General features: G+C 66.4%; 23 protein-coding genes and 1 pseudogene. 12 read left to right on the top strand and 12 right to left on the bottom strand.

The window, feature by feature from the left end:
* Positions 1 to 19: 19 nt before the first annotated feature.
* The 4 genes from MTY59_RS05660 to MTY59_RS05645 form a co-directional block, all read right to left on the bottom strand.
* Complete coding sequence (locus tag MTY59_RS05660; RefSeq protein WP_221044807.1) at positions 20 to 385, bottom strand: ATPase; 366 nt, start codon at positions 383 to 385, stop codon at positions 20 to 22.
* 1000 nt (positions 386 to 1385) lie between these two features.
* A complete protein-coding gene (locus MTY59_RS05655; protein WP_221044806.1) occupies positions 1386 to 3587 on the bottom strand; it encodes an acyl-CoA dehydrogenase family protein in 2202 nt (733 codons plus the stop codon).
* Positions 3588 to 3718: 131 nt separating this feature from the next.
* Positions 3719 to 4849 (bottom strand): alpha/beta hydrolase, encoded by a 1131-nt coding sequence (locus tag MTY59_RS05650; RefSeq protein ID WP_221044805.1) that lies wholly within the window; start codon positions 4847 to 4849, stop codon positions 3719 to 3721.
* A gap of 14 nt (positions 4850 to 4863) precedes the next feature.
* Positions 4864 to 5409 (bottom strand): TetR/AcrR family transcriptional regulator, encoded by a 546-nt coding sequence (locus tag MTY59_RS05645; RefSeq protein ID WP_221046271.1) that lies wholly within the window; start codon positions 5407 to 5409, stop codon positions 4864 to 4866.
* Between the two features lie 186 nt (positions 5410 to 5595).
* Here MTY59_RS05645 and MTY59_RS05640 point away from each other — a divergent pair, with 186 nt between their 5' ends.
* The 6 genes and pseudogenes from MTY59_RS05640 (at position 5596) to MTY59_RS05615 (ending at position 12379) form a co-directional block, all read left to right on the top strand.
* Complete coding sequence (locus tag MTY59_RS05640) at positions 5596 to 6177, top strand: VOC family protein (RefSeq protein WP_221046270.1); 582 nt, start codon at positions 5596 to 5598, stop codon at positions 6175 to 6177.
* 30 nt (positions 6178 to 6207) lie between these two features.
* On the top strand, positions 6208 to 6756 hold the full coding sequence (locus MTY59_RS05635) for a hypothetical protein (protein ID WP_221044804.1): 549 nt from the start codon (positions 6208 to 6210) through the stop codon (positions 6754 to 6756).
* 457 nt (positions 6757 to 7213) lie between these two features.
* Positions 7214 to 8689: a condensation domain-containing protein gene (locus MTY59_RS05630; RefSeq protein WP_221044803.1), complete on the top strand. Its 1476-nt coding sequence runs from the start codon at positions 7214 to 7216 to the stop codon at positions 8687 to 8689.
* 73 nt (positions 8690 to 8762) lie between these two features.
* A pseudogene (locus MTY59_RS05625) lies at positions 8763 to 9157 on the top strand (hypothetical protein); the annotation flags it as partial.
* 397 nt (positions 9158 to 9554) lie between these two features.
* Complete coding sequence (locus MTY59_RS05620; protein ID WP_221044802.1) at positions 9555 to 11030, top strand: condensation domain-containing protein; 1476 nt, start codon at positions 9555 to 9557, stop codon at positions 11028 to 11030.
* Between the two features lie 2 nt (positions 11031 to 11032).
* Complete coding sequence (locus MTY59_RS05615; protein WP_221044801.1) at positions 11033 to 12379, top strand: WS/DGAT/MGAT family O-acyltransferase; 1347 nt, start codon at positions 11033 to 11035, stop codon at positions 12377 to 12379.
* Positions 12380 to 12394: 15 nt separating this feature from the next.
* Here the strand turns inward: MTY59_RS05615 and MTY59_RS05610 are convergent, their stop codons facing one another.
* Positions 12395 to 13057 carry a TetR/AcrR family transcriptional regulator gene (locus MTY59_RS05610; RefSeq protein ID WP_221044800.1) on the bottom strand — a complete coding sequence of 221 codons (663 nt, stop codon included), beginning with the start codon at positions 13055 to 13057 and terminating at the stop codon, positions 12395 to 12397.
* A gap of 83 nt (positions 13058 to 13140) precedes the next feature.
* Here MTY59_RS05610 and MTY59_RS05605 point away from each other — a divergent pair, with 83 nt between their 5' ends.
* The 4 genes from MTY59_RS05605 (at position 13141) to MTY59_RS05590 (ending at position 17677) form a co-directional block, all read left to right on the top strand.
* Positions 13141 to 14049 carry an oxygenase MpaB family protein gene (locus MTY59_RS05605; protein ID WP_221044799.1) on the top strand — a complete coding sequence of 303 codons (909 nt, stop codon included), beginning with the start codon at positions 13141 to 13143 and terminating at the stop codon, positions 14047 to 14049.
* A 194-nt stretch (positions 14050 to 14243) separates the two neighbouring features.
* Positions 14244 to 15887, top strand: a complete 1644-nt coding sequence (locus MTY59_RS05600; protein WP_221044798.1) for a PPE family protein — start codon at positions 14244 to 14246, stop codon at positions 15885 to 15887.
* A gap of 59 nt (positions 15888 to 15946) precedes the next feature.
* A complete protein-coding gene (locus tag MTY59_RS05595) occupies positions 15947 to 16939 on the top strand; it encodes a permease (protein WP_221044797.1) in 993 nt (330 codons plus the stop codon).
* Complete coding sequence (locus MTY59_RS05590) at positions 16940 to 17677, top strand: TIGR03943 family putative permease subunit (RefSeq protein ID WP_221044796.1); 738 nt, start codon at positions 16940 to 16942, stop codon at positions 17675 to 17677.
* Positions 17678 to 17687: 10 nt separating this feature from the next.
* Here the strand turns inward: MTY59_RS05590 and MTY59_RS05585 are convergent, their stop codons facing one another.
* From MTY59_RS05585 to rpmB, 5 genes are read right to left on the bottom strand one after another with little or no spacing between them, the layout of a single operon-like run.
* Positions 17688 to 18071, bottom strand: a complete 384-nt coding sequence (locus MTY59_RS05585) for a hypothetical protein (protein WP_221044795.1) — start codon at positions 18069 to 18071, stop codon at positions 17688 to 17690.
* Positions 18068 to 18334 carry a 30S ribosomal protein S18 gene (gene rpsR, locus MTY59_RS05580; protein ID WP_221044794.1) on the bottom strand — a complete coding sequence of 89 codons (267 nt, stop codon included), beginning with the start codon at positions 18332 to 18334 and terminating at the stop codon, positions 18068 to 18070. The genes MTY59_RS05585 and rpsR overlap by 4 nt, the downstream gene beginning before the upstream one ends.
* Positions 18334 to 18639: a 30S ribosomal protein S14 gene (gene rpsN / locus MTY59_RS05575; protein WP_221044793.1), complete on the bottom strand. Its 306-nt coding sequence runs from the start codon at positions 18637 to 18639 to the stop codon at positions 18334 to 18336. Before rpsN ends, rpsR begins: the two co-directional genes overlap by 1 nt.
* Positions 18640 to 18641: 2 nt before the next feature.
* Positions 18642 to 18806, bottom strand: coding sequence for a 50S ribosomal protein L33 (gene rpmG / locus MTY59_RS05570; protein ID WP_068275540.1), 165 nt, complete (start codon positions 18804 to 18806; stop codon positions 18642 to 18644).
* Positions 18806 to 19042: a 50S ribosomal protein L28 gene (gene rpmB / locus MTY59_RS05565; protein WP_221044792.1), complete on the bottom strand. Its 237-nt coding sequence runs from the start codon at positions 19040 to 19042 to the stop codon at positions 18806 to 18808. Before rpmB ends, rpmG begins: the two co-directional genes overlap by 1 nt.
* A 103-nt stretch (positions 19043 to 19145) precedes the next feature.
* On the opposite strand from rpmB, the gene mrf reads away from it, so the two are divergent.
* Both mrf and MTY59_RS05555 read left to right on the top strand, forming a co-directional pair.
* On the top strand, positions 19146 to 20342 hold the full coding sequence (mrf, locus tag MTY59_RS05560; RefSeq protein ID WP_221044791.1) for a ribosome hibernation factor-recruiting GTPase MRF: 1197 nt from the start codon (positions 19146 to 19148) through the stop codon (positions 20340 to 20342).
* Complete coding sequence (locus tag MTY59_RS05555) at positions 20339 to 20623, top strand: type B 50S ribosomal protein L31 (protein ID WP_221044790.1); 285 nt, start codon at positions 20339 to 20341, stop codon at positions 20621 to 20623. The genes mrf and MTY59_RS05555 overlap by 4 nt, the downstream gene beginning before the upstream one ends.
* Before the next feature lie 63 nt (positions 20624 to 20686).
* Here the strand turns inward: MTY59_RS05555 and MTY59_RS05550 are convergent, their stop codons facing one another.
* Both MTY59_RS05550 and MTY59_RS05545 read right to left on the bottom strand, forming a co-directional pair.
* The gene (locus tag MTY59_RS05550) at positions 20687 to 21562 is read right to left on the bottom strand and encodes a metal ABC transporter permease (RefSeq protein ID WP_221044789.1); all 876 of its coding nucleotides are present in this window, start codon (positions 21560 to 21562) and stop codon (positions 20687 to 20689) included.
* Positions 21559 to 22395 carry a metal ABC transporter ATP-binding protein gene (locus tag MTY59_RS05545; RefSeq protein WP_221044788.1) on the bottom strand — a complete coding sequence of 279 codons (837 nt, stop codon included), beginning with the start codon at positions 22393 to 22395 and terminating at the stop codon, positions 21559 to 21561. The genes MTY59_RS05550 and MTY59_RS05545 overlap by 4 nt, the downstream gene beginning before the upstream one ends.
* Position 22396: the final 1 nt, after the last annotated feature.

The following is a 22396-nucleotide window of genomic DNA, read 5'->3' as shown; positions in this document are numbered from 1 at the left end:
AGCCCCCTGATGGGCGGGGTCAGCGGCGGTCTTTGATGGCTCGGGTGATCTGCGCCGTCAGCTTGGGGTCGACCAGCAGTTGGTCGATGAGCGCGGTGAGGACCTCTTGCCCGGTCACCCGGGCGACTCCCAGCCGGTCGGCGGCCTCGCGCTGCCAGATGTCGAGGGCCCGGTGAGTGGCCGCCGACAGGTCGACGGTTCGGCGTGTCCGCTGCGTGCGTCCCTGTGGGCCGGCCGCCGGCGGGCTGGCGATCCGCGGGGCACCCTGCTGGCCGAGGCTGGTGAGCCGCTCGGTGGGGGCGGCGTCTCCGGAAGGCCCGGGGGCCGAGTTGGGGGCGCGAAAGGCTCCGGCGCTGTGTCCGCTGTGGCTGCTGTTGAAGTTCACTTCGGTTCTTCCTCCGTGAGTGCCAATCAGTAAATCAGCGCTCGGTGCCGTTGTGTCAATACTGATTCTGTCACCGACGCCAGCGTAAGTCGCGTCGCCGGGCCCGCCCACCTCCCGGCCGGCCACCCCACGGGCGGGAACGCAGATGCGTGGCGACGCGGCGGCCCGCCCCGCAGATCGTGTCGTCAAAAGATAAAAAGTAGCTGTTTGCTCGGAATCCTTCCTCCGGGTACATGCAATGCGTTGGCTTATTTTTCACGAAAAGTCCGGAAGTCAGAATAGTCGTTAATGCGGAAAGCCTGACTTCAGTAGGTACGCGCTCCGTAGCACAGTACATCAGTAGATGGCCGATTTACTCGTCTAATAGCGGGTTGGGGCCTTCGTGTCAGTATCTGCAAGGGAAATGAATTGCGCAAATACGCATTAGCAATGCCGCCGATTATTCGTCGGATTCAACACCGTTGTTAGCCAATTCACAATGGACAAATAGCGAATTGCCCTTGTTTGCCCAGAAATGTCCAACTAACGTTATTGCTAACGGTGGCAAGGGGTTGGAAAGGAAAACTTCGATGATCCTCGGGCGATCATTATCCGGCGGGGCCGCAGGTGTCCTAGGTGCCGGGGTTGTGGCCGGCGCGCTGCTTTTCGGCAGCGCCCCCACGGCCCAGGCCGCTCCTGCGCCCGCAGCCACCACGAGTTTCGCCAGTGCTGGGCCGCACAGCGGACCGGGCTTCATCCCCGATCGCCCCGGCGGTCGTGGATGGGGCGGCCATGATGGTCGGGGAAATGGCAATTGGGGGCACGGCAACTGGGGCCGTGGCGGTGGCTACTGGGGCCCCCAGCACTGGTGGAACTGGTGGTGGTGATCACCATCTCCGCGCGGTAGGGCCATCGCCGACACGCCAACCCCCGGGATGGCCGACCGCGTTATGGGGGGACCCATGCCGACCTGACCTAGTCAGGTCGGCATGGCCCTGTTCGGGGCCCTTTTCGCGACGCTCTACGGGTCGCGGGGCAGGCCCAGCAGCCGCTCGGCGATGATGTTCAACTGCACCTCGGAGGTGCCGCCGTAAATGGTGGTGGCACGGCTGGCCAACAGGTATTCGCCCCATTTACCGGGTAGCTGGTCTGGGTCGCCGATAGCGGCGTCGGTGCCGAACGACGAGACCGCGAATTCGGCGTAACCCTGGCCGGTACGCATGGACAGCAACTTGGAGATGGCCGCTGACGGCATGGCGTCCCCACCGGCCAGCGTCAACAGCGTCGAGCGCAGGTTGAGCACCTTGGCTGCGTGGCCCTCGGCGATCAATTGACCCGCCCGATGCTGGGCGATCTGATCGAAGTGCCCATCACGAACGAACTCGACGAACTGCGCCAGCGTGGCCAGAAAGTTCGCCTCGCTGCTGCCGATCGACACCCGCTCGGCGGTCAGGGTGTTGCGGCTGACCTCCCAGCCCCGGTTGACCTCACCGAGCACGCACGCGTCGGGCACGAACACGTCGTCGATGTAGACAGTGTTGAACATCGCGTTGCCGGTGAGCTCGCGCAGCGGCTTGACGTCGACGCCCTCGCTCTTCATGTCCAACAGGAAATAAGTGATCCCGGCGTGTTTCGGGGCGCTGGGATCCGTCCGGGCCAACAGCGCCCCCCACTGCGAGAACTGCGCGGCGGTGGTCCAGATCTTCTGGCCGGTGATGCGCCAGCCACCGTCGGTCCGGGTGGCCTTGGTGGTGAGGCCGGCCAGATCCGATCCGGCGCCCGGCTCGGAAAACAGCTGGCACCAGATCATCTCGCCGCGGAAGGTCGGCGGCAGGAACCGCTGCTTTTGCTCCTCGGTCCCGAACGCCACGATCGACGGGACGATCCACGTCGCGATTCCGGTCTGCGGCCGCTTGACCCGCCCGGAGGCGAATTCCTGGGCGATGATGATCTGCTCCACCGGGCCGGCGCCCCGGCCCCACGGCTTCGGGAGATAGGGCAGGACCCAACCGCCCTCGGCGATGGCGACCTTGCGCTGCTCCCGCTCGATCTCTTTGAGCGCGGCAACCTCGGCCCGGATCTCCGCCCGCAGCTTCTCGGTGTCGGGGTCGAGGTCGATGTCCACAGCCCGCATGCCGGTGGTGGTGGCGGTGTCGACGACCTTTTGGGGGTAGTCCGAACTGCGGCCGAATGAGGCGGCCAGCATCAGCGCCCGGCGGTAGTAGACGTTGGTGTCGTGCTCCCAGGTGAAGCCGATCCCGCCGTGCACCTGAATGCAATCCTGGGCGCAACGCTGGGCGGCCGCCGGCGCCAGCGTCGCCGCGACGGCGGCCGCGAAGTCGACGTGTGAACCGGCTGTGTCCCAACCGTTTTCGCGGGCCTCGTCGATCGCGCGGGCGGCATCCCACACGGCCGCGGTGGCCCGCTCGGTGTCAGCGATCATCTCGGCGCACTTGTGCTTGATGGCCTGGAACTGGCCGATCGGGCGGCCGAACTGCTCACGGATCTTGGCGTAGTGCGAGGCCGTGTCGGTCGCCCAGCGCGCCACACCGATGGCTTCGGCGGACAACAGCGTGGTCATCACCGCGTGCGCCGTGGCCATGCTCAGGTTCGTCAGCACGACGTCCTCGCCGACCTCGACGGCGTTGGCCCGCACATCGGCGATGGGGCGCAGCGGGTCCAGGCTCTTCACCGGCTCGATCTCGAGCTGGTCGGCGCGCAGCACCACCCACGCCTCACCGCTGTCGATCGCGACCGGCAACACCAGCAGCGTGGCCTGCGCCGCGGCGGGGACCGCCCGAACCTCGCCGCGGATCACGAGCGAATCGCCCTGCCGGGTTGCGGTCAGCGCACGGCAATTCAGGCCGTAGGAGGCGATTTCGGCGCCCGACGCCAGTTCGGAGAGCACTTTTGCGTCCGGGTCGTGCGCGGAGATCAGGGCACTGGCGATCGCCGACGGCACGAACGGCCCCGGCACCGCCCCGTAACCGAATTCGGCCAGCACGATGGCCAACTCGAGGATGCCGAAGCCCTGACCGCCGACGGATTCGGCGAGATGGACACCGTGCAGTCCCTGGTCGGCTGCCGCCTGCCAGTACGGCGGAGGGTTGTCTACGGGCGTCTCCATGGCCGCATGCAGCGTCTCGGACGGCGCGACTCGCGCCACCAGTGACCGCACGGAATCGGCCAGGTCTTGATGCTCGGGATTTATTGCGATCGGCATTGGTCGCCTTCCGTTGCTGCAGGTCGCCGTTTCGGCCCAGTACCTTCCAAGCTAACAACCAGTCGGTTGGTTGACGACACGGGCCAGTGGCCGTCCGTCGCAGGCGCCCGGGACGATATGGACAAGGATTTTCAGCGCCACCGTTGGCCGATCCACTGGGTGATCATGTCGGCCTGCTCGCCGCGCGCCCCCGGAGTGGTGAAGTAGTGGTCGGTGTCCACCGAGCCCTGCGTCTTGTCGGTGCCGGCGAGCGCGTCGAAAATGCGTTGGGCGTCAGAGGGAAACACCCCGGTGTCGGCCTCGGCGTTGATCACCAAGGCGGGACAGCTGATCCGGGCCAGGTGCGGTTCGGCGCGGGTTTGGGCCATCCGCAGGCTCCACATGCTCAGCCAGTTGCGCAGCGTGCAGGCCGCCGCGATCCCGTGGGCCGAGCGGTTCGCCTTGACCGGGACGCCCGCGTAGCACATGTTGGCTTGCCGCTTGGTGGGCTCGATGCCGGGGTCGACCATGCGGGGATCGGCCCAGGTCCGCATCACGCTGAACGGGCGATCGGAAAACCCCGCCGCGCGAACGCGTTTGAGCTCGGTTTCGGCCCAGTCGGTGATCGCGTTGTTGCGCGCGGTCTGCGCGCTGCGGTAGCGGGCGAGGAACTCCGGCGAGTAGGGCGGGCCGTTGCGCTCGTTGAACAGGTCGAGGTCGGCGTCGGTGGCCACGGGGTCGTTCTCGTCGACGACGGCGGCGTCCATCCAGGCGGTGAGGACCTCGGGGCGCCCGGGATGGGCGGCGGTGGCCACGTAGCCGTCGGCCGGCGGCAATTCGGTCAGCCCGGCGGCCGGGCGCATCCCGTCCAGCGGAGTCACGTTCGGCTCGACCGCCTGCGACTGGTAGGCGGCCATCAACGAGCCGCCACCCGAATTGCCCAACAGCACGACGGTATCCACGCCCTGGACCTCGCGCAGCCAGCGCACCCCGACGCCGATGTCGACCAGCGCGTGGTCGAGCAGAAAGCTGCTTTCGAAGCCGCGGAACCTGGTGTTCCAGCCCAGAAAACCGACGCCGCGCGTTGCCATGTAGTCGGCGAGATAGTGCTCGGAGAAGTCGATCTGATAGTGCGTGGCGATCATCGCCACTTTGGGTTTGCGTCCCACCCCCCGGTGATACAGCCCCTGGCACGGGTGCCCGCCCGCGCCCGCGCGCCCCGCGGTGGGCGACGGCAGCCCGATGAATTCGCGGATCACTCCGGCACCGGTACGACGCGTCAATTCAGCGTTCCCCCTTACGTATAGATGGTCCGGTAGTAGATGTTGGCCAGGGTCTGGATGCAGGCCTGATCGTCGGGTTCCGCTGCGCGTGGCCGACCGAGCTGGATGTAGCAGAACTGGTTGAACATCGCCACGATGGCCTCGGCGATCAGCCGGGGATCGTCGCCGCGGCAGTGGCCTTCGGCCTGGGCGCGCCGGACCGACTCGGTGATGAAAGAGATCGGTATCTCACAGATCTCGGCCCAGTATTGGGCGAAATCGTCGTTGATCATCGCCAGCTGCGACACGCTGATCACCTCAGCGAGCCGGTGGCGGTAGGTGTGCCAGTGCGCGGCGGCCGCGGCATGGGCCCGCTCCCGATCGGACAAACCGTGTTCGGTCACCGCCAGCGCGCGCTCGTTGGCCTCGTCGCGGAAGCGCAGCGCCCACTGGCGCACCATCGCCTCCTTGGAGTCGTAGTAGTTGTAGAAGGATGCCGCCGAACGTCCGGCTTCCGCGGCGATGTCGGCGATGGTCGCGGCGAGGACGCCCTTGCGCGCGATGACAGTCCGGGCGGCCATGTCGATGGCGGCCTGCGTGCGCCTGCCGCGAACGGTGGGAAGTCCGGCGGGCGGGCCGGCCCGGCCGGCAGGGGACGCCGCGGTCGACACCTGCGCACCTCCCTGGGCCAAAACTGAAACTGATGTTAGATTCAGATTCGGATCTTGGCCAGGATCGTCAAGCCGGGGACCGAGGGGAGCCACCAGATGATCAAGCCGCACAACACCAACACGGAATTCGAACTCGGCGGGATCAACCATGTCGCACTGGTGTGTTCGGACATGGCGAAAACCGTGGACTTCTACAGCAACATCCTCGGTATGCCGCTGATCAAATCGCTGGACCTACCCGGCGGAGCCGGCCAGCACTTCTTCTTCGACGCCGGCAACGGCGACTGCGTCGCCTTTTTCTGGTTCGCCGACGCCCCCGACCGGGTGCCGGGGATCTCGTCGCCGGGCGCCATCCCGGGCATCGGCGACATCACCAGCGCCGTCAGCACGATGAACCATCTCGCCTTCCACGTGCCGGCCGAGAAGTTCGACGCCTACCGCCAGCTCCTCAAGGACAAGGGGGTGCGGGTCGGGCCGGTGCTCAACCACGACGAAAGCCCCATGCAGGTGTCCGCGACCGTGCATCCCGGCGTCTACGTGCGCTCGTTCTATTTCCAGGATCCCGACGGCATCACTCTTGAATTTGCTTGCTGGGTCAAGGAATTCGAAAGCGGCGACGCCCAGGCGGTGCCCAGGACCGCGGCGGACCGGCGGCCCCCGGTGGGCGCCGCCCACTGATTCGACCGGGCCGAGCCGGAGGATGTTTTCATGACCGACGGCATTCTGACCGACGCGCAGATCGCGGCGCTGACGCCCGAGCAACGGCGGCAACTGATCACCCGGCTGGAGCAGCCGCTGGGTGACGTCATCGACCCGGAGTTCCTGGCGCGGGTGCGGCGCATCCGGCTGAGCCTGATGATCGGTGGCTCCATGGCGATGGTCCCGTGGCTGGGGTATCTGTCGGTGACGCTGCCGGAGAACTACGTCGCACACAACTGGCCCATCACCTGGATCGGCTTCGACGTGCTGCTGGTCGGGTTCATGCTGACGACCGCGGTGCTCGGGTACCTGCGTCGTCAGTTGCTGGTGCTCGCCGCCTTCACCACCGGGGTCCTAATGATCTGCGACGCGTGGTTCGACCTGATGACCGCCGGACCCAAGGACATCTGGCTGTCGGTGATCACGGCGCTGCTGATCGAGGTGCCGCTGGGGATCTTCATGATCACCAGTGCGGTCCGCATCTTGCGGCTGACCATGCTGCGGTTGTGGCTGCTGCATCCCGGCATGCGACTGTGGCATCTGCCGCTGTTCCCGTGATGCCGGGCAGGTTTGGCTCGCGCCGCCCGCGTTCGAGGCCATGCCGGCGGCCCTGCGCACGGGCCGAACCATGCTATCCCGAGTTCTAGACGCGGACAGGCGATTCGGCGACAAATCGTGCGTCGCTGGATACTTTTTGGTACGCATGCGCCACTCGCCGGGTCGATCATGCGACCGGTAAGCGAAAAAGGCTACCGCCGCGCAGACAATCGCGCGGGAGAATGCGAGTCTTCGTAAAACGGCGAAATCTTCGTCGCCGTCAACTAGCGTCCACAGCAGCGACATAGGGGGTGTTAGCGACGCGGTAGTTCGGCCCAACATAGGCCAAAATTACGTCGCGAAATTTCACGCGCGAAACCAACACGAGATGCGTCAGAAGCCAAGCGCTCATTGCACTTTCACCACCTCCCAGACCGCGCAACAGATGTCGATATCTCACAGCACAAGGACTCGACGAATGGTCGCACTCGGAAACATCAACGAATGGCAACCGCCCCACGGCCCGGTTACCATGTGGATGGCCACGACTACGGCGCTTGAAGCGGCGCGCGCCGCGCGGCGAAGTGAGCTGGTTCCGAGTTATCAACAGAACCAACACCTCTGGGGCTGCTATCACGGCAAGAACCTCAACCGCCAGCTGCCCCGGCTGATGATCGTGGCGTGGGACATTCCCGGAACCTGCGACGTCGAGGCGATGACCGCGACGATCAATGCCCATGTGCGCCGCCAGGACACGTATCACTGTTGGTTCGAATTCGACAACGGAATCTTCGTGCGCCGCGAAATCGAGAACCCCGACGACATCGACTTCGTCCCGGTGGCGCTCGGCGAGATGACCCCGGACCAGGTGCGCACCCACGTCCTGACCACTACTCCGGAGACCCTGGAATGGGGCTGCTTCACCTACGGAATCATCCAGCACGCCGACTATTTCACGTTCTATGCCAGTGTCGACCACCTGCACATCGACGGCCTGTCCGCCGCCCTGATCTTCCTCGACATCCACCTGATGTATCAGGAACTGGCGCAGAGCGGGTGCCGCACCGCCGCGCTGCCCGAGGTGCGGAGCTATCGCGCCTACGTTGTGCGGCAGCGCGACAAGGCCGCGACGCTGGACCTGTCGTCGCCCGAGATCAAGGACTGGATCGCATTCGCCCGTGACACCGACGGCGACTGGCCGAGTTTCCCACTGCCGCTGGGCGATATCTGGGCGAGCACCAAGGGCGATCTGCTCACCGTCGAACTGATGGACGCCGCCGAGACCGAGGCCTTCGATGCCGCGTGCGTCGCCGCCGGCGCCCGGTTCATCGGTGGAGTTCTGGCGTGCGCAGGTTTTGCCGAGCACGAATTGACCGGCAAGGACACCTATCACGGCTTCACGGCCAAGGACACCCGGACCGCCGGTGTCGACACGATGACCGTGGGGTGGTTCGCCAGCCTGATCCCGATCACCGTGCCGACGGCCGGCGAGACGTTCGCCCAGGCGGCCCGGGCAGCGCAGAAGTCGTTCGACGGCGCCCAGCGCCTCGCCGACATCCCGGTCGAGCGGGTCCTGGAATTGGCCACACCGGAAGAACTGGGCATCAAGCTGCCCACGCAGCTGCCGATGATGCTGTCCTTCCTCGACTTCCGCAAGATTCCCCTCAACGGGTTGTGGGCGGAGACGAAGTTCGGCACCTACGGCGACAGCCTTTCCCACGGCGGGATCAACATGTGGATCAACCGTCAGGCCGAGAACACCACGGTGACGATGTCCTTCCCGGACAACGCAATCGCACGCGACTCGGTGCTGCGCTACATCGCGACGCTGACTCAGGCGTTCGTGCGTGTCGCCACGCCCACCGCGGATGATCCGGTTGTGGTTGTACCTCAGGCGAATTCGGAAGCTCCCTCTCCGCTCGAGCCGGACGCGGACGACAACGAAGCTGCATAAAGATGAGCAACGTGCTGGACCTGGCCGACCAGACGCTCTTTCTCGGCGAGCGGGCGACGGGAGCCACCAGCCTGCTGCAATCAAGAACGCGCTGATCCGCCATCAGGACGTGCCCGACGAGCGGAGGGCGTTGCTGCCGCTGGTTCCGCTGATCCCCAAGCGGCTGTTCCGGCGACTGATCAGCGTGGTCACCGGCGGCGCCACCACCGTCGTGTCGTCCAACCTCGGTGCACTCGACCCGGCGGTGAACCGGCCGGACGGCAGCGACGCCGACTACTTCGCGATGAAGTCGGTGTACCCGGGCGTGATCAGCGCGACGATGCACCGCACCAACGGCGCGCTGGCGTTGTTGTCGGGACGGGTGCACGGCCAGGTCTTCGTGTCGGACCTCGGTTATCAGTTGGGTCGCCGAAACTCGATTTCTCGCTGACCGCCACCACGGGCTGGCGCACGTTCAGCAGAGTGTGAGCCGCTAGGTATTGGAACGTGTTGCAGTGAGAGGTAGTAGTCGATGCGGCTAGCTGGACGGCGTCGATGATCAATTCGCGGCAACTCATGCATTCCACGCCTTCCCGACGTCGGGGGTCCGCGGACGTCCAATCGGCAAACACACGGTAGTGCCGTTTGGTGGCCGCGAATGTGACGATGATCACAATGGGGCTACGTTTGTGACTTAATTCGACTAGCGTCAATTTCCGCGACGCAGGGGGCCGCAAGCAAGACGGCAACGTCAGTCCGCATGCCGAGGCACGTCGTGACAATTCCCGATAAATGGGATTCATGCTGCGCGAACGGTCACCGACCTCTTCGCTGTTCCCTTGCTGCGCGACAAGTGTCGGCACTACGGGAGGGACGACTTAAGCAAATGGTCGCACTCGGCAACATCATCGAATGGCAACCACCGAACGGTCCACTCACGATGTGGACGCCCGCGCCCGCGTCGCACGACGCGGCCCGCACCGCGCGCCGCTCTGAGCTGGCTCCGAGTTACCAGCAGAATCAACATCTTTGGGCAGCCCACATCGGCAAAGCGATGAGCAGGCAGCTACCCCGCCTGATGGTTGTGGCGTGGGATATCCCCGGCGTATGTGACATTCCAGCGATGACAGCAACCATCAATGCACACGTCCGCCGCCAGGACACCTACCACAATTGGTTTGAATTCGAGGACGGCCAAATCGTGCGCCGCACGATCGACGACCCCGCCGACATCGATATGGTTCCGGTGCCGTTCGGCCAGATGAGCGCCGACCAGGTGCGCACGCACGTACTGACGACCACCCCGGAAACTCTCGAATGGGGTTGCTTCACATTTGGCGTCGTCCAACATGCCGACTACTTCACCTTCTATGCCAGTGTCGACCATCTGCACATCGACGGCTTGTCCGCAGGGCTGATCTTCGTCGACATCCACCTGACTTACCTGGAACTGTCGCAGGGCGCACGTCAGCACCAGCCTCAACTCCCCGAGGTCAGGAGCTATTGCGATTACGCCGCGCGACAGCGCGAGAAGGCTGCGACGCTGGATCTGTCGTCGCCCGAGATCAAGGGCTGGATCGCATTCGGCCGCGACACCGACGGCAATTGGCCGAATTTCCCACTGCCGCTGGGGGATACCTGGGCGAGCAGCAAGGGCGACTTGATAACGCGGGACTTGCTGGACGCGGACGCGACCGAATCTTTCGACGCCGCCTGCCGCGCGGCCGGCGCCCGGTTCATCGGGGGAGTCCTGGCCGCCACGGCGCTGGCCGACCACGAATTGACCGGCAATCAGACCTATCACGGGTTCACGGCCAAGGACACCCGGAGGGCGGGCGTCGACACGATGACCGTCGGCTGGTTTGCCAGCCTGATACCGGTCACCGTGCCGACCGGCGGTGTCTCGTTCGGCGAGGCGGCCCGTGCGGCCCAGAAGTCCTTCGACGCCGCGAGGGGTCTTGCCGATGTCCCGTTCGAGCGGGTCTTGGAGCTGGCGACCCCGGATGACCTGGGGATCAAGCTGCCGACTCAGCTGCCAATGATGCTGTCCTTCCTAGACTTTCGCAAGATCCCCCTCGCTGGACTGTGGGCTGAGACGAATTTCGGTACCTACGGTGACAACCTGTCCGCCGGTGGCATCAACATGTGGATCAACCGGCATGCCGAAAAGACCACGGTGACAATCTCGTTCCCGGACAACGAGATAGCCCGCGAGTCGGTGCATCGCTACATCGCGACCTTGGCCGAAGTGTGCGCGCACGTCGCCAAAACCGCATCGGCGGACCCGGATGTCGCCGCATCCCAGGGGGATTCGGGCGAGCAGCGGGACTTCGCCGACGAAGACGACACCGAGGCGGCCTAGGCATGAGCAATGTGCTGGATCTGGCCGACCAGACCCTGTTTCTGGGGGAGCGGGCGACCGGCACCACCAGCGTGGTGCAATGCATCTGGGTGTACGACAGACCCGTCGACATCGACGGCCTGAAGAGGTTCCATGACCACCTGGGCAGGGGGAGGTTGGCCCGCCGGATCGAGCGGTCCCCCTTGCCGTTCGGCCGGCACCGCTGGGTCTCGCCCGGCGAGCAACCCGGCCTCGAGATCGTCGCTACGCCGCGTCCGCGGGAGGAAATCGACGACTGGTGCGACGAGCAGGCCGGTACGCGGCCGGATGCCGAGCATGGCCCCGGATGGCACCTCGCGGTGCTCCCGTTCACCGACGGCGGGGCGGCGGTCAGCTTGGTCATCACCCATTGCCTCAGCGACGGCGTCGGACTCTGCGAGGCGGTGGCGGATGCGGCGTCCGGACGCGCCACGGCGGAGCACTGGCCCGCCGCGGCGTCCCGGCGGTGGTGGCGGGCGCTGCGCGAGGACGCACGCCAAACCGCCCGCGACACACCCGATATCGGTCGCGCGGTGGCCGCGGCCGCGCGCTTGGTCCGGGCCGGCCGCCCAGATAGCGGAGGCGTAGCACCGTCGCCCGCAAAGCGGCCCGCTCCGTTTGCCGACCGGACCGTCACGCTTCCCGCCGCGACGCTCTTCATCGACGCCGACGAGTGGGACGCGCGCGCCAACGCGCTCGGAGGGAGCAGCAACGCGTTGCTGGCGGGCATGGCGGCCCGCCTCGCCCAGCGAGTCGGGCGGGTCGGCGCCGACGGTTCGGTCAACGTGGGAATGCCGGTCAACGAGCGCACGCCGGGCGACACTCGCGCGAACGCCGTCACGAATGTCGACATCACGATCGAGCCCGCGCATGCGATGGACCTACGCGAGATCCGCGCCGCAATCAAGCGAGCGCTGGTTCGCCATCAGGATGTGCCTGACGAGCGGTGGGCGTTGCTGCCGCTAATTCCGCTGATACCCAAGCGCATCTTCCGGCGGCTGATCAGCGTGGCCACCGGCAGCGCCACCGCCGTCGTGTCGTCCAACCTCGGTGCACTCGACCCGGCCGCCAACCGGCCGGACGGCAGCGACGCCGACTACTTCGCGATGAAGTCGCTGTACCCGGGTGTGACCAGCGCAACGATGCAGCGCACCAACGGGGTGCTGGCGTTGTTGTCGGGACGGGCGCACGGACAGGTCTTCGTCTCGGTTCTCGCCTACGATCCGGGCGGGGACAACTCGGATGCTGGCTTGAGACAACATATTTCGAAAACATTGAGCGATTTCTCGCTCACCGCCACGACGGACTGGCGCACGGTCAGCCCGGTGTGAGCCCCTGGTGGGGCGCTAGGCGTCCGCGCGTGTTTCGGTGAGGCGGTACAGGTTTGGTTCGGCGAGCTCGTCGAGCAGCGCCGCCAGCTGATCGACGAGCTGGTCCGGTTCGAGTTGGACGTGACCGGCCAGCCAGGCGCTGATGGTCTGCCCGACGCCACCGACCACGAAATGCGCGGCGGCCTTGATGCGTTCGTTCGCCGGTACATGTAACGCGTGGCCGACGTGCTGGCCAGACAGCATGGCGAACAGTGCGCTGGACTCGGCGCGTTTGCGCACGATGACCGGATCGGCGAGGTGCGTGCTGAACAGCAGGCGCCCCACGTGGGGTCTTTCGGTGATGGTCCGCACGATGTTGGCCATGCCCGCGCGGGTTTGCTCGCCGGCCGGCACCGCGGCCACTGCTGCCTGGGTGGTGGCCGCCAGTTCGGCGACCACCCAGTCGAATACGCACCCGACGAACTCGTCCTTGTCGGCGAAGCTCTCGTAGAAGTACCGGGCGGCGAGGCCGGCGGCTCGGCACACCCCGCGGACGGTGACCGCCGAGATGCTCTGCTGTTCCGCCCCCAGCAGGTCCAGGCCGGTGGCCAGCAACCGGTTACGGCGGGTGGCCAGGCGCTCGGCGGCCTCGACACCGCGGTACGGCCGCGCGCCGGACGTCTCGCTCATGGCAACCATCTTGACACTAACGCCCTGGCGCGACAATATCAGGAAACAAGCGTTCGCACATTAGCGGAGGAGCGCTGCGGGAGGACCTGACGATGGCAATTCACGAGCCGGTGCACCAGCCCAATGGGCACGTCGAGCGCCGAGCCACCGACCCGCCCCGCCCGCAGCGGCGCCGGCGGCGACGGGCGCTGGGGATCGACGAGGGTTTGATGGGCGTCGCATTGCTGGCTGGTCCGGCGAACGTGATCATGCAACTGGCCCAGCCCGGCGTCGGATACGGCGTGATGGAGAGCCGCGTCGAAAGCGGCCGGGTCGACCTGCACCCGATCAAGCGTGCCCGCACCACCTTCACCTATCTGGCCGTCGCGACCAACGGCAGCGACGCCCAGAAGGACGCCTTCCGCCGCGCGGTGAACCGCGCTCACGCACAGGTCTATTCGACCCCGGAAAGTCCGGTGTCCTACAACGCTTTCGATCCGGCGCTGCAGCTGTGGGTCGGGGCCTGCCTGTACAAGGGCGGGCTCGACATCTACCGCATGTTCATCGGCGAACTCGACGGCGAGGACGCCGACCGTCACTACCGCGAGGGCATTACGCTGGCCACCACCCTGCAGGTGCCGCCGAAGATGTGGCCGGCCGACCGCGCGGCGTTCGACCGCTACTGGGAAGAGTCGCTGGCCAAGGTGCACATCGACGACGCCGTGCGCGAGTACCTGTTTCCCATTGCCGCCAACCGGATTCGGGGCGTGACACTGCCGCGCCCGCTGCAGCGCCTCTCCGATAACTTCGCGCTGCTGATCACCACGGGCTTCCTGCCGCAGCGATTCCGCGACGAGATGCGGCTGCCCTGGGACGCGACCAAGCAGCGCCGCTTCGACCGGTTGATCGCCGTGTTGGCCACGGTGAACCGGTATCTACCGCGGTTCATCCGGCAGTTCCCCTTCAACGTCTTGCTGCACGACCTGGACCGCAGGATCAAGAAGGGCCGTCCACTGGTGTAGCGCTTCGGGCGCAGCGCCGCCCTCGGTTGAAAACGACAATCATATTCATTAAGCTCACGGCAGTCCCACTCAGTCCTCCAGCCCGAGGAGTTGCCGGTCATGAGCCTGCGCGTCGTACTCGAAGGACTAACCGTCGTTTACACGACCGGTGCCGCGATCGCGGCGGCGTCGTATCTGGTCGGAGCCGGCGGGCGATGACGGCGCGGATTTGGATGGCCTCGCCCCCGGAGGTGCATTCCGCGTTGCTCTCCAGCGGTCCGGGCCCCGCGTCGCTGCTTGCGGCCGCTAGTACATGGTCGGAGTTGAGTACCGAATATGCTTCTGCCGCAGAGCAATTGAGTACATTGCTGGCCGCGGTGCAGGCAGGCGCATGGGAAGGGCCGAGTTCGGAGTCGTATGTGGCCGCACATGTCCCGTACTTGGCGTGGCTGACGAAGTCGAGCGCTGACAGTGCGGCAGTGGCCGCTCAACATGAGATCGCCGCCGCCTCCTACACAGCCGCGTTGGCGGCCATGCCGACCCTACCTGAGCTGGCCACTAACCACGTTGTGCACGGAGCTTTGGTGGCAACCAACTTCTTTGGAGTCAACACGATTCCGATTGCGGTCAATGAGGCTGACTACGCCCGGATGTGGACCCAGGCCGCCACGACGATGACGACCTATCAGGCGGTCTCCACCGCCGCGGTCGCGGCGACACCGCCGGCCGACCCGCCACCGCCGATTATGAAAGCCTCTGACTCGTCCGCTAACAACAACTCTGGGACCGACTTCACGAACGACTTCCCCGACCCCACGGTCGACAACCCGCTGAACGACTTCATTGCGCAGATCCTGCGGCTCTTCGGCATCAATTGGAATCCCGGCCAGGGGACCGTCAATGGACTGCCCTACGACGCCTATACGAACCCGGGTCAACTGATGTATTGGGTTGTGCGAGCGCTGGAACTTCTCGAGGATTTCGAACAGTACGGCGCCTACCTGCAGCAGAATCCGGCATTGGCTGCTGCGTACATGGTCGCCCTTCAGACGTCGGACTGGCCCACTCATCTGGCCCAGATTGCCAGCTGGCTATCCAGCGCGCCGCAGTTGCTGCTGGTTCCGGCCCTTTTGGCGGTCGCCCCCCTGGGCGCCGCCGGCGGATTGGGGGCGCTGGGCGCGCTGGCCGCCATGCCTCAGCCCGCGGTCGTTCCGGCACCCCCGGCCCCGGCCGCGCCTGCGCCGCCCGCTGTGGCACCGACGCCCACAACAACCCCCATTGCCGCGCCGGCAGCCGCCCCCGCCACGGCGCCCGCACCGGCACCCACTCCGACGGCGAGCACCGTCGTCAGTTCCGCCCCGGCCGGGGCGCCGCCCCCAGCCGCCGCCCCACCGGGCTTCACCCCTCCCTACCTGATAGGGCCCGGCGTTGGGCTCAGCTCGGGCATGAGTGCCAGCGCCAGCTCCAGCGCCAAAAGAAAAGCACCCGAGCCGGATGCGGCCGCAGCGGCGGCCGCCGCCGCGGCGCGGGAGGCGGCCGGGGCGCGTCGGCGGCAGCGGCAGCGGAAAGGGCAGCGCGGGTATGGCGATGAGTTCATGGACATGAACGTCGAGGTCGACCCCGACTGGAGTGTGCCGCGCAGCGCCGAAACGCTGGCGTCGGCCTCCGGAGCCGGTCCGGCGGGCTTCGCCGGCACGGCGCGCAGCGCAGTGGCCCCTACCGCAAGCGGCCTGGCCACGCTGGCCGGTGACGAGTTCGGCGGCGGTCCCACGATGCCGATGATGCCGGGCACCTGGGATGCCGACGACGCCAACCAGGGGACGCAGGACGGCGAAGGCCGGGACGGCAGCCCTGGGTAGGCGGGCCGCCCCGGCTTGTCCGGGGCCTCGGTCTGCGGGCCCGCTGACATACTGAGACGGTGGCGACGCTGAAGTCCGGGCTCAGGCTGCGGCCGGGCTCGATGGAAGTACTTGTGGCCCTCCTGCTGGCCTGCGCGGCGGCCGCGACGACCCTACGCAACGCGGTCTTCAACAGTGCCGCGCTGTCGACGGTGGGCACGGTGTTCTGCGGGGTGTTCGTGCAGGCGGTGCCGTTTCTGGTGCTCGGGGTGGCCGTCAGCGGACTGATCGCCGTGTTTGTGTCGCCGGAGCGCTTGGCGCGCTGGTTGCCGCGGCGGCCCGCGGTGGCCGTGGTCGCGGCCGGCATCGGCGGGGCGGCGCTGCCGGGGTGTGAATGTGGGTCGGTTCCGCTGGCGCGACGATTGTTCGGCGACGGAGGTGCCAGCGGAGCCGCGGCATTGACATTCATGCTGGCCGCACCGGCGATCAACCCGGTCGTCCTGGTGGCCACCGCGGTGGCGTTTCCGGGTGCGCCCCGAATGGTGTTCGCCCGCCTGGCCGCCTCGTTGCTGACCGCGGTCGTCATGGGATGGGCATGGTCGCGGTGGGGCCGCCCGGAATGGATCACCCGCCGGTTACCCGCCGCGGGAACACAGAGCGAATCACGTTGGGTGGTTTTCACCGAGGCGGCCCGTCACGACTTCCTGCAAGCCGCATCGTATTTGGTGGTGGGCGCCGCCGCCGCGGCGTTGCTTCATGTGGTGGTGCCGCAGTGGGTGTTCGCGCACTTGGCGACCGACCTCATCCTCGGGGTCGCGCTGATGGCTGTCCTGGCGGTCGTTTTGGCATTGTGTTCGGAGGCCGACGCGTTCGTTGCGGCCAGTATGACGATGGTGCCGCTGCTGCCCCGGTTGGTCTTCCTGGTCGTCGGGCCGGCCGTCGATGTGAAGCTGTTCGCCATGCAGGCGGGGATGTTCGGCCGGTCGTTCGCGGCGCGCTTCGCACCCTGCACGTTCCTCGTGGCAACCGTGAGTGCTTGTGTGGTGGGGCTATTCATCCTGGGTGGTGGATAAATGAGCCGTGAAACCGAGAACACCGTGTTGCTCTTGATGGGCATCAGCATCGTCATGATCACCGTGTCCGGCGTGTTCACCCGCTACGTCAAGCCGGGATTGCTGCCGTGGCTGGCCGCATCTGCGGTGGTGCTGATCGGCCTGGCGCTCTTGGCGATCATCGGCGATATACGCCGGGGCGGCCCCCGTACGAGCGATCTGACCGAAGATCACGGCCACGAGCACTCCCATCGGACCGGCATCGTCTGGTTGCTCGTCGTTCCCATCCTGGTCTTGATGTTCGTGTCGCCGCCGGCGCTTCGGCCCTCGGCTGCAGCTCCGTCGGTGACGTCGGTATCCAATGATGTTCTCAATAGGTCATTTCCGCCGCTGCCGCCGGGCCAAGCCCCGGAAGTTTCGCTACCGGAGGTGTTGATGCGCGAGGCGCATGACATCACCGGGTCATTGACGAATCGAACTATCACCATGACGGGTTTTGTGCTCAACGAGGCACAGGGTGTGGATCTTGGTCGGGTCGTCATCATCTGTTGTGCCGCCGATGCGCAGTTGGCCCGCATCCATCTTCGTGGCCCGGCCGCCGGGGGCGCCGCCGGGCTACCGGACAATACCTGGCTGAGGGTCCAGGGCCAGGTCACACCCGCTGCGCGGCAAGCGAACTCGGATGCGATTCCGACGCTGCAGGCGACCGTCGTCACGCGGATCGACGCGCCGCCCAACCCCTACGCCTATCCGCACTGACGACCCTTCGTCAATTCCTTCGACCGCGCGCCCAAAACTGGTGGCGGCCAAGCGATCTGGGAACCGGCGTGCTTTCCCACTGCCCCCGCTCCAGCCAGTCGCTCAGCGCGGCAGCCTCATCGCTGTCGGCGATGAGGCCGACCCAATGGGGTGGCCCGCACGCCGCCCGATCACTCGTGCAGGGCTGCACCACGGCCATCACGCCGCATCCGGTGGGGCGGGAGGCGCAGGTGAGCGGCCCGAGCATGCAGGCAGCCTCCACCAGCATGGAGTGTGGGCAGCGCCGGATGGTGGGACGTAGTTCGTCGATGACCGACACGTGGTGGTCGGCCGTGCATGCGGCGCACACGATGACGGTGAACGGGCGATCGGTGCCGCGACGCGGAGACGTCACCGTGCCGTGTTCCCTCCCGGATAGGGAAGCAGCGCCATCTCGCGGGCGTTCTTGATGGCCGTCGCTACCTGCCGCTGTTGTTGAACGGTTAGACCGGTGACCTGACGGGACCGGATTTTCCCACGCTCGGAGATGAAGACTCGCAGAGTGGCGGTGTCCTTGTAGTCGACCGCGTCCAGTCCCAGGCCGCCGAGGAGGTTCCTCTTCTTGGACCTGACGGCCAGGGGGGTGGCACGACGAGTCCGTTGCGGTTTCTTGGCCATTACCAGCTCGCCTTCCGCACCCCGGGTAGCTGCCCGTTATGAGCCAACTCCCGGACCCGCACCCTCGACAGCCCGAACTTGCGCAAATGCCCGCGTGGACGCCCGTCGACGGCGTCACGATTGCGCACCCGCACCGCGCTGGCATCGCGCGGCTGGCACGCCAATTCCGTTTGCGCCGCGGCCCTTTGCCCTGCGGTGCTCGACGGGGAGCGGATGACGTGTTTGAGTTCGGCGCGGCGTTTCGCGTAGCGCGCCACGACCGCCCGACGGCGGTCGTTCTTGACGATTTTGGATTTCTTGGCCATGCTCAGCGCTCCTCTCGGAAGTCGACGTGGCGGCGGATCACCGGGTCGTACTTGCGCAGCACCAGCCGGTCGGGGTCGTTGCGCCGGTTCTTGCGGGTGATGTAGGTGTAGCCGGTCCCGGCCGTGGACCGCAGTTTGACGATTGGGCGAATCTCGTTGCGCGCCATTAGATTCGCTGCCCTTCGCGGCGCAATCGCGCCACCACGGCCTCGATGCCGTCGCGGTCGATGACCTTGATGCCCTTGGCGCTGACCCGCAGCCGAATCCGGCGGCCCTCCGTGGCCAGGTAATACGTCTTGAGCTGGACGTTGGGTGACCAACGCCGAGAAGTCCGGCGATGGGAATGCGACACCGCGTTACCGAAACCGGGTCGCCGGCCGGTGACCTGGCAATGGGCGGACACCGTGCACCTCCTCTAGCTTATTGAAAATCATTTTCGACAAGTCCTGTCAGGCACGGTACCGTAAATGTCATCTAGATGAAAATGATTATCAACAAGGAGGGTGATGCGGACACCCGTCATCCTGGTCGCCGGCCAGCAGGACACCGATACAGTCGTGGGTACTCTGTTGCGCACCCCGGGAACGGTGGTCGTCGAGCACCGTTTCGACGGCCACGTGGTACGCCGAACGACGGTCACGCTGCAGGACGGCGTCTTGACGAGCGCCGAGAGCGGACTCGAGCTAGCGCACGGCTGCGTGTCGTGCACGATCCGCAACGATCTGTTGATCCTGTTGCGGCAGTTGCATCGTCGCGACGACGTTGACCGGATCGTGGTGCATTTGGCGCCCTGGCTGGAACCCGAACCGATTTGCTTCGCCATCAAGCACGTTCGGGTGCGTGTGGCGCCGGGATATGTCGACGGGCCCGCCGCCCTGGATGTGTCGATTGCCGCGGTGGTGACCGCCATCGACTCAACGACGTGGCTGAACCAGGCGCTGGGTGAGGATGAACTCGACGACGGGCGCACCCAGGCCCAAGTCGTGATCGGTCAGGCCGAATTCGCCGATGTAGCCGTGCTCAATCGCGCCAATCCGTTCGTGGCTGCCGTGCTGCGCCGGCTGTGCCCGCGCGCCCGTGTTCTGGTGGGCGACAACGGCATCGAGGATGCGCTGAACAATCTTTACCGCGACGCGCGCCGCGGTCGCAGCGACAACCCGCACGGTCCGCTGCTGGCCGGGCAGCCGCCGTTGGAGTCCCGCGGCCCGATCAACCTGGTGGAATTCGACGCCCGGCGCCCCTTCCATCCGCAGCGCCTGCATGCGTGCCTGGATCTCCTACTCGACGGCGTGATCAGAACCCGGGGGCGGCTCTGGTTGGCGAGCCAACCCGAACAGGCGATGTGGCTGGAATCGGCCGGCGGCGGTCTGCGGGTCAGTTCCGCGGGCAAGTGGCTGGCCGCCCTGACGGGTCCGGAGCTCGACGGCATCGACACGGAGCGACGCGCGTTCGCCGAATTGGGTTGGGACGACGTCTACGGCGACCGGCACACGGCGATGGTCATTTTGGTCTGCGGCGCAAAGCCCGCCGACATTCTCGACGCCCTGCACGGCGCCCTGCTCACCGATGAGGAATTTGTGTCTCCGCACGAGTGGGTCCACTTCGACGATCCGTTCGGCGACTGGCACGAAGAACCGTGTGCAGAAGGACTGGCCGAAGCCGCTGACACCACCCGATACAGGCAGGATCCACATCGACCATGAAGCCCGACATTCATCCCGATTACCACCCTGTCGTCTTCCAGGACGCCAACACCGGTGCGAGGTTTTTGACCCGCTCCACGCTCACCAGCGCGCGTACCGTCGAATGGCAGACCCCGCAGGGGGTCTCGACCTATCCATTGGTGGTCGTGGAAGTCACCTCGGATTCACACCCGTTCTGGACGGGCGGGCGACGGATCGTGGACACCGCCGGGCAGGTGGAGAAGTTTCGCCGCCGCTACGGCAGCCGGCTCCCACGTGATGCCGCCGCTGGAACCCGTTAGCCCACAACGAAACCGGGACATTGCCGCTGCCTGGGCCCTGGCGGGCGGGACGGGACGCTCCCGCTAGCTGTTCGCCACCTCACGAGAGCCGAACGGCATCCACTTGGCGGCGCGGCTCCTCGCGAGGGACTGGCGCACAGCCGGGCTGGCCAGCCGGACGACGGCGTAAATCGCGAAGCTGATGCCGCTGATGAAGACGCTGGCTTTGACGTGGGGCTTGAGCAGGCCCAGGAGTAGCCCGCCGTCGGCAGCGATCAACGCAAATCCGATCGACAAGGCGATCAGCACCGGTGTCCGCGCGGTGAGCCGGGTGGCCGCAGCCGCGGGCGTAATAGCCAGGCTGAGGACCAGCAGCGTGCCGACTATCTGTGCGGCCTCGGTGACAGTCAGCGCGAGCAGGTAGACGAACACCAATCCGACCAACCGGGTCGGAACCCCACGCGCGAGTGCGACGTCGGGATCGACGGAGGCGAAGAGCAGTGGGCGGTACAGCAATGTCATCGTGATCAGCACGGCAATAGCGACGACGATCAGCAACGCGATCTGGCTGGGGCTGACGCCGAAGAGTTGGCCGAACAATATGTTCGTGGCGGCCGTGGCGAAGCCGGTATACAGCGAGAGCAGGTATACACCCACACCCAACCCGAAGGCCAGGATCACGCCGATCGCGGAGTTCCGCTCGCGGGGCCGATTGCCCAGCAGTCCAATGGCGGTGGCGACGACGACCGAGCCCAGCAGCGCTCCCAACACGGGGTTTTTGGCGACGAGCAAGCCGGCCGCGGCGCCGGTGAACGCGAGCTCGGCGGTGCCGTGCACCGCGAACGCGAGGTCGCGGATGATCACGAACGGGCCGATCAGGCCGGCTGTCACAGCCACCAGCGTGGCCGCGATGAGGGCGTTCTGAACGAATGTGTCGTGCAGGTAGTCCCAGAGAGTCACCGGGCCACCACCGTGTCGGCTCGATCGTCCGCGGTTCGCGCCGCATCCGGTGCGCCGACGATGATGATCCGCCCCTGAACGCGCAGCACCTCGACGGTGGTTTGATACAACTCCGAGAGGCGGGCGCTGGTCAGCACCTCCTCGGGCGCGCCGATCGCCCAGCGGGTGCCCACCAGGTAGAGGACCCGGTCGACAACCCCCAGGATCGGGTTGATCTCGTGAGTCACAAACATCACCGCGATGTCCGAGATGCGGCGTTGGCGATCGAGCGTGTCGACGACCTCGGCCTGGTATCTGATGTCCAGCGACAGCAGCGGCTCGTCACACAGCAACAGCTTCGGGTTCCCCGCCAGGGCCTGGGCGATTCGCAGGCGTTGCTGCTCTCCGCCGGAGCACCGCCCGATCGGGACGTCGGCGAAGCGGGATGCCCCGACGGCATCGATCGCCATTTCGATGCGCCGACGCCGGCCGGGGCTGGGTAACCCAATTCCCCAGCGGTGGCCGTCGACCCCGAGCCGCACCAGATCGCTACCCCTGATCGGCAGGTCATCATCGAAGCCCCGCTGTTGCGGGACGTAGCCGATCGCGTGATTGCCGCGCCGCGGCGCAGCACCGCACACCCTTGCCGATCCCGACGACAGCGCGGTCAATCCGAGCAGTACCTTGACCAGCGACGTTTTGCCCGAGCCGTTGGGGCCCAGCACGGCAACGAATTCGCCAGGGGCCACCGCGAGGTCGACGTTCTGCCACAGCGGCCGCGAACCGTAGGCCAGTCCGGCGCCGGACAGCTCGACGATTGGCTCCTTGGAGCTGGGGTCGGCGGAGATTGTCATC

The organism is Mycobacterium senriense, assembly GCF_019668465.1.
In the GTDB taxonomy this organism is placed as follows: domain Bacteria; phylum Actinomycetota; class Actinomycetes; order Mycobacteriales; family Mycobacteriaceae; genus Mycobacterium; species Mycobacterium senriense.
This window is presented reverse-complemented; position numbering and strand designations above follow the sequence as displayed.

Excerpts from the sequence above, each read along its gene's own strand:
- MTY59_RS05655 (WP_221044806.1), bottom strand. The coding sequence starts at position 3,587 with ATGCCGATCGCAATAAATCCCGAGCATCAAGACCTGGCCGATTCCGTG.
- MTY59_RS05645 (WP_221046271.1), bottom strand. The coding sequence starts at position 5,409 with ATGGCCGCCCGGACTGTCATCGCGCGCAAGGGCGTCCTCGCCGCGACC.
- MTY59_RS05640 (WP_221046270.1), top strand. The coding sequence starts at position 5,596 with ATGATCAAGCCGCACAACACCAACACGGAATTCGAACTCGGCGGGATC.
- MTY59_RS05635 (WP_221044804.1), top strand. The coding sequence starts at position 6,208 with ATGACCGACGGCATTCTGACCGACGCGCAGATCGCGGCGCTGACGCCC.
- MTY59_RS05630 (WP_221044803.1), top strand. The coding sequence starts at position 7,214 with ATGGTCGCACTCGGAAACATCAACGAATGGCAACCGCCCCACGGCCCG.
- MTY59_RS05620 (WP_221044802.1), top strand. The coding sequence starts at position 9,555 with ATGGTCGCACTCGGCAACATCATCGAATGGCAACCACCGAACGGTCCA.
- MTY59_RS05615 (WP_221044801.1), top strand. The coding sequence starts at position 11,033 with ATGAGCAATGTGCTGGATCTGGCCGACCAGACCCTGTTTCTGGGGGAG.
- MTY59_RS05610 (WP_221044800.1), bottom strand. The coding sequence starts at position 13,057 with ATGGTTGCCATGAGCGAGACGTCCGGCGCGCGGCCGTACCGCGGTGTC.
- MTY59_RS05605 (WP_221044799.1), top strand. The coding sequence starts at position 13,141 with ATGGCAATTCACGAGCCGGTGCACCAGCCCAATGGGCACGTCGAGCGC.
- MTY59_RS05600 (WP_221044798.1), top strand. The coding sequence starts at position 14,244 with ATGACGGCGCGGATTTGGATGGCCTCGCCCCCGGAGGTGCATTCCGCG.
- MTY59_RS05590 (WP_221044796.1), top strand. The coding sequence starts at position 16,940 with ATGAGCCGTGAAACCGAGAACACCGTGTTGCTCTTGATGGGCATCAGC.
- rpsR (WP_221044794.1), bottom strand. The coding sequence starts at position 18,334 with ATGGCCAAGAAACCGCAACGGACTCGTCGTGCCACCCCCCTGGCCGTC.
- rpsN (WP_221044793.1), bottom strand. The coding sequence starts at position 18,639 with ATGGCCAAGAAATCCAAAATCGTCAAGAACGACCGCCGTCGGGCGGTC.
- rpmG (WP_068275540.1), bottom strand. The coding sequence starts at position 18,806 with ATGGCGCGCAACGAGATTCGCCCAATCGTCAAACTGCGGTCCACGGCC.
- mrf (WP_221044791.1), top strand. The coding sequence starts at position 19,146 with ATGCGGACACCCGTCATCCTGGTCGCCGGCCAGCAGGACACCGATACA.
- MTY59_RS05555 (WP_221044790.1), top strand. The coding sequence starts at position 20,339 with ATGAAGCCCGACATTCATCCCGATTACCACCCTGTCGTCTTCCAGGAC.
- MTY59_RS05545 (WP_221044788.1), bottom strand. The coding sequence starts at position 22,395 with ATGACAATCTCCGCCGACCCCAGCTCCAAGGAGCCAATCGTCGAGCTG.